Consider the following 4,235-nt stretch of genomic DNA (forward strand, 5'->3'; position numbering starts at 1 on the left):
TCGAGCGCCAGACCGCGAGCGAGACGATCGCCGAGAAGGCCCGCGCCTACGGGATCGAGGGCGTCCGGGTCGACGGGACCGACCCGCTCGCCGTCTACGCCGTGACGCGGGCCGCACTGCGAAAGGCGAAGAACCCCGTCGACGGCGAGCGGCGGCCGACGCTGATCGAGTCCTGCCAGTACCGACTGGGGCCGCACTCGACCGCCGACGATCCCTCCGCCTACCGCGAGGAGTCCGACGGCGACGAGTGGCGCGACCGGGACCCGCTGAAGCGCCTGGGACGGTTCCTCGAGCGCGACGGGATCCTCGACGACGCCCTGCGAGCCGAGATCGACGAGCGCGTCGAGGCCCACGTCGCCGCGGCGATCGAGGAGGCCGAGGCGGTGACCGCCGATCCCGAGGCGATCGTCGAGCACGTCTACGAGGAGCCGACCGACCGGCTCCGGGAGCAGCTGGCCGACCTCGAGGCGCTGCGGGCGGAGTACGGCGACGAACCGTTGAGGGGGGAAGCCGAATGAGCGCCGCAGACGTCGCCGGCGGGGACGCCGAGACGGAGCGCCTGACCCTCGTCGAGGCGGTTCGCGAGGGGCTGGCGGCGGAACTGAGCCGTGACGAGCGCGTGATGGTCCTCGGCGAGGACGTCGGCACGAACGGCGGCGTGTTCAGGGCCACGGAGGGGCTGCAAGAGGCGTTCGGCCCCGACCGCGTCGTCGACACGCCGCTGGCGGAGTCGGCCATCGTAGGCTCGGCCATCGGCCTGGCGCTCTCGGGGATGCGGCCCGTCGCCGAGATGCAGTTCATGGGTTTCGCCTCGCCCGCCTACGACCAGCTGGTCAGCCACGCGGCACGCATGCGGAGCCGCAGCCGGGGGCAGTACGCGGCTCCCATGGTCGTCCGCATGCCCTACGGCGCCGGCATCGACGCGCCCGAGCACCACTCCGAGTCCCGCGAGGCCGCCTACGTCCACGAGCCCGGCCTCAAAGTCGTCACGCCGAGCACGCCCGCCGACGCGAAGGGGCTGCTCGCCGCCGCGATCCGCGACCCGGACCCCGTCATCGTTCTCGAACCCAAGCGCCTCTACCGCGCCTTCCGGGGCGACGTTCCGGCCGGCGAGCACGCGGTCCCCATCGGCGAGGCCGCGGTCCGACGCGAGGGCGCGGACGTCTCGCTGTTCACCTGGGGCGCGAGCACGCAGCCCGCCCTCGCCGTCGCCGAGGAGCTGGCCGGCGAGCGCGGGATCGACGTCGAGGTGGTCGACCTGCGATCGCTGTCCCCGCTCGACCGCGGGACGATCGCCGACTCGGTCAGGAAGACCGGCCGGGCCGTCGTCGTCCACGAGGCGCCGCAAACGGCGGGCGTCGGCGCCGAGGTGGCCGCCACGATCCAGGAGGAGGCCCTGTACTACCTCGAGGTGCCGGTAGAGCGCGTCACCGGCTTCGACGCGCCGGTGCCGCTTGGCTCGCTGGAGGACTACTACCTGCCCCAGGCGGTGCGGATCCGGGCGGGCGTGCTCGACGCGGTCGAGGGCTGAGGGCCGATCGTTCGGCTGGGTGGGCGACGGATTCGTTGCAGTGGCCCCGATACTCGATGGCCACCGACGCGCCGACACCCGGTCGCACCGATCGAACGTGTCGCGCTCGCCGACCGGACCGGTCCGCGGTCACGACCGAACGTGTCGCGCTCGCCGACCGGGCCGGTTCGCGGTCACGATCGAACGTGATGCGTCGCCGACCGGGCTGGTTCGCGGTCACGACCGAACGTGGCCGAGCAGCGCCGCCAATTCGGTCACCTCCCGATTTTCGAGCGTCCGAACCGTCTCGACCACCTCGTCGCGCTCCTCGTCGAGCAGGCGCTCGCCGGCGATCGCGTCGAACTTCTCCTCGACGTCGTCCCAGTCCATCGGGTTCGTCGGGTGGCCGCGGTAGGCGTCCGTCTCGACGCGGTAGGTGGTGCCGTCCTCCATCGTGACGTCGATCACGGCCGGCAGCGCGCCGTCCCGGAAGCGCTCGGTGAGCGCGGGGTCCTCGGTGACGTCGACGAGCCGGAGGAGGTCCTGGACGTCCCCGCGCCGGATGCGCTGGCGCTCGTACTGGGCGAGCGAGAGGTCGCGATCGCACAGCGCCGCGGCGAGCGCGTACGGCAGCGAGTACGCCGCCTGCGCCCGCTCGTCGACCTCGTAGCGGTTCCCCTCGCCGCCCCCGAGGACGCGCTTCGCGTCGGCGAACGTCTCGAGCTTGACGCCGGAGACGTCCTCGGGGTCGAGGTCCTCGCCCTCGGCGAGGTCGACGATCCCCTCGACGGCGGACTGGGCGTAGGCGTGGCCCGCGTAGCGCTTCGTCGCGACGTCGCTGACGCGCTCGCCGGGGGTCAGGTCGACCTCGAACGGGTTCGAGATCGCGTCCGCCCAGCCCTTCCGGCCCTCGAAGAGGTCGCGCGGCCCGTCCATCCCGTTGCGCGCGAGCACCGCGGCGTAAACCCCGTTGCGGGCGGCGTTTGCCGACGCAGCCGCCGCCCATCGGGAGACCGTTCCCGTGCGGGTCACCCCCAGCGCGTTGTGACCCGTCCCCGCGATGGCGATCGCGTCGGCGACCTCCAGTTCGTCGAGTCCCAGCAGCTTCGACGCGCCCGCGGCCGCCGAGAGCACGGTGTGGGTGACGTGGTCGAAGCCGCGCTCCTCGACGGGCGCGTTCCAGGCGAGTTCCCCCTGGATCTCGGTGGCGACCGCCAGGGCGGCGAGCAGCTCCTCGCCGGAGCGATCCTCGTGCTCGCCGGCGGCGACGAGAGCGGCGAGGTTGTCGCTCGGGCGGGACGTCGCCCCGGGCGCGAGGAACGCGTCGGCGACGTCCAGGGCGTCGACGAGGGCGGTGTTGTGCATCGCGGCCCCGACCGGCGAGGCGCCGCGGTCGCGTCCCCAGAGGGTGCAGGGGCCGTCGGCCTCGAGATCGGCCACGGTGCGGTCGACGATTTCCGGCGGACCGGCGCCCTCGGCGGCGATCGCGACCCCGATCGAGTCGAGCACGCGACGCTTCAGCGCGTCGCGGACGTCGTCCGCGAGGTCGTCGTGCTCGGTCGCCCGGACGAACCCCGCGAGTTCGCGTGTCGTCGTCACGCGTCCGGCTCCCACGGGCGCGGTAAAACGTCTTGGCGTGGGTGCTGCCGGGGAACGCCGGGGAGCGGTGTCGTGACGCGATGCCGGAGGGCTGTCGTGATGCGATGCCGGGGAACACTGCTGGAGGGCTGTCGTGGCGCGATGCCGGGGAACGCTGACGGAGGGCTGTCGTGGCGTGATGCCGGAGAACGCTGACGGAGGGCTGTCGTGATGCGATGCCGGGGAGCACTGTCGGGGGAATGCCGAGGAGGGTCGTCGTGACGTGAAGATGGGGCTCGTTCCGACCGGCTCCGAGCGGCGATTTCCGCGGCCCCACGCTTTATGGCTCGCTCGCCCCTCCTGGGAGCCATGTCCGAGTACCTCGCAGACGACGCCAAGCGGTACCTCCGCGAGACGGGCGCGAGCCACGACGCGATCCACGAGGAGATGGCCGCCCACGCCGACGAGCACGGCTTCCCGATCATCGGCCCCGACGCCGGCGGCCTGCTCCGCTCGCTCGCGGCGGCGACGAACGCCGAGCGGATCTTCGAGTTCGGCTCCGGCTTCGGCTACTCCGCGTACTGGTTTTTCCAGGGCATGGGCGCGGAGGGCGAGATCGTCCTCACCGAGATCGACGCCGACGAACTCGAGCTGGGTCGGGAGTTCCTCGAGGGGGCCGGCCTGGCCGACCGCGCCACCTTCGAGCACGGCGACGCCCTCGAGGTCGCCGAGGGGTACGAGGGACCGTTCGACGTGGTGCTGATCGACCACCAGAAGGACCGCTACGCCGAGGCGTTCGAGCTGATCCGCGACGAGCTGCCCGTCGGCGGCGTCGTGGTCGCGGACAACATCATGCGTGGCGCCGTCGACTACCGGGACATCCTCCCGCACCTCGAGTCCGGCGAGGCGCTGCCGGACGACGAGAACACCACGGGGATCGCCGACTACCTCGAGACGGTTCGCGCGGACGAGGACTTCCACACGATCGTGCTGCCGGTGGGCAGCGGGCTCGCCGTGACGACGCGGGAGCGGCGAGGAACGAGCGAGCGAAGCGAGTGAGTACCTCGGGATGGCGAGCGGTGAGGGTAGTGAGCCGCGAGCGGCGAGGAACGAGCGAGCGAAGCGAGTGAGTACCTCGGGATGGCGA

General features: G+C 72.4%; 4 protein-coding genes. 3 read left to right on the top strand and 1 reads right to left on the bottom strand.

Going from position 1 to position 4,235, the window contains the following annotated elements:
• Together QZT59_RS12635 and QZT59_RS12640 are read left to right on the top strand one after the other, a co-directional pair.
• On the top strand, positions 1–518 hold a 518-nt coding region (locus QZT59_RS12635), incomplete at its 5' end, for a thiamine pyrophosphate-dependent enzyme (protein WP_290816680.1).
• Positions 515–1,531: an alpha-ketoacid dehydrogenase subunit beta gene (locus tag QZT59_RS12640; protein WP_290816681.1), complete on the top strand. Its 1,017-nt coding sequence runs from the start codon at positions 515–517 to the stop codon at positions 1,529–1,531. The genes QZT59_RS12635 and QZT59_RS12640, both read left to right, overlap by 4 nt.
• A 216-nt stretch (positions 1,532–1,747) precedes the next feature.
• Here QZT59_RS12640 and QZT59_RS12645 read toward each other — a convergent pair whose 3' ends face one another.
• Positions 1,748–3,109 carry an MmgE/PrpD family protein gene (locus QZT59_RS12645; RefSeq protein WP_290816684.1) on the bottom strand — a complete coding sequence of 454 codons (1,362 nt, stop codon included), beginning with the start codon at positions 3,107–3,109 and terminating at the stop codon, positions 1,748–1,750.
• 348 nt (positions 3,110–3,457) lie between these two features.
• On the opposite strand from QZT59_RS12645, the gene QZT59_RS12650 reads away from it, so the two are divergent.
• Positions 3,458–4,147, top strand: a complete 690-nt coding sequence (locus QZT59_RS12650) for an O-methyltransferase (protein ID WP_290816686.1) — start codon at positions 3,458–3,460, stop codon at positions 4,145–4,147.
• The last annotated feature ends 88 nt before the right edge of the window (positions 4,148–4,235 follow it).

This window comes from Halovivax sp., from assembly GCA_007119345.1.
Lineage (GTDB): Archaea > Halobacteriota > Halobacteria > Halobacteriales > Natrialbaceae > Halovivax.

Coding starts and splice junctions, on each gene's coding strand:
- QZT59_RS12640 (WP_290816681.1), top strand. CDS start 515: ATGAGCGCCGCAGACGTCGCCGGCGGGGACGCCGAGACGGAGCGCCTG.
- QZT59_RS12650 (WP_290816686.1), top strand. CDS start 3,458: ATGTCCGAGTACCTCGCAGACGACGCCAAGCGGTACCTCCGCGAGACG.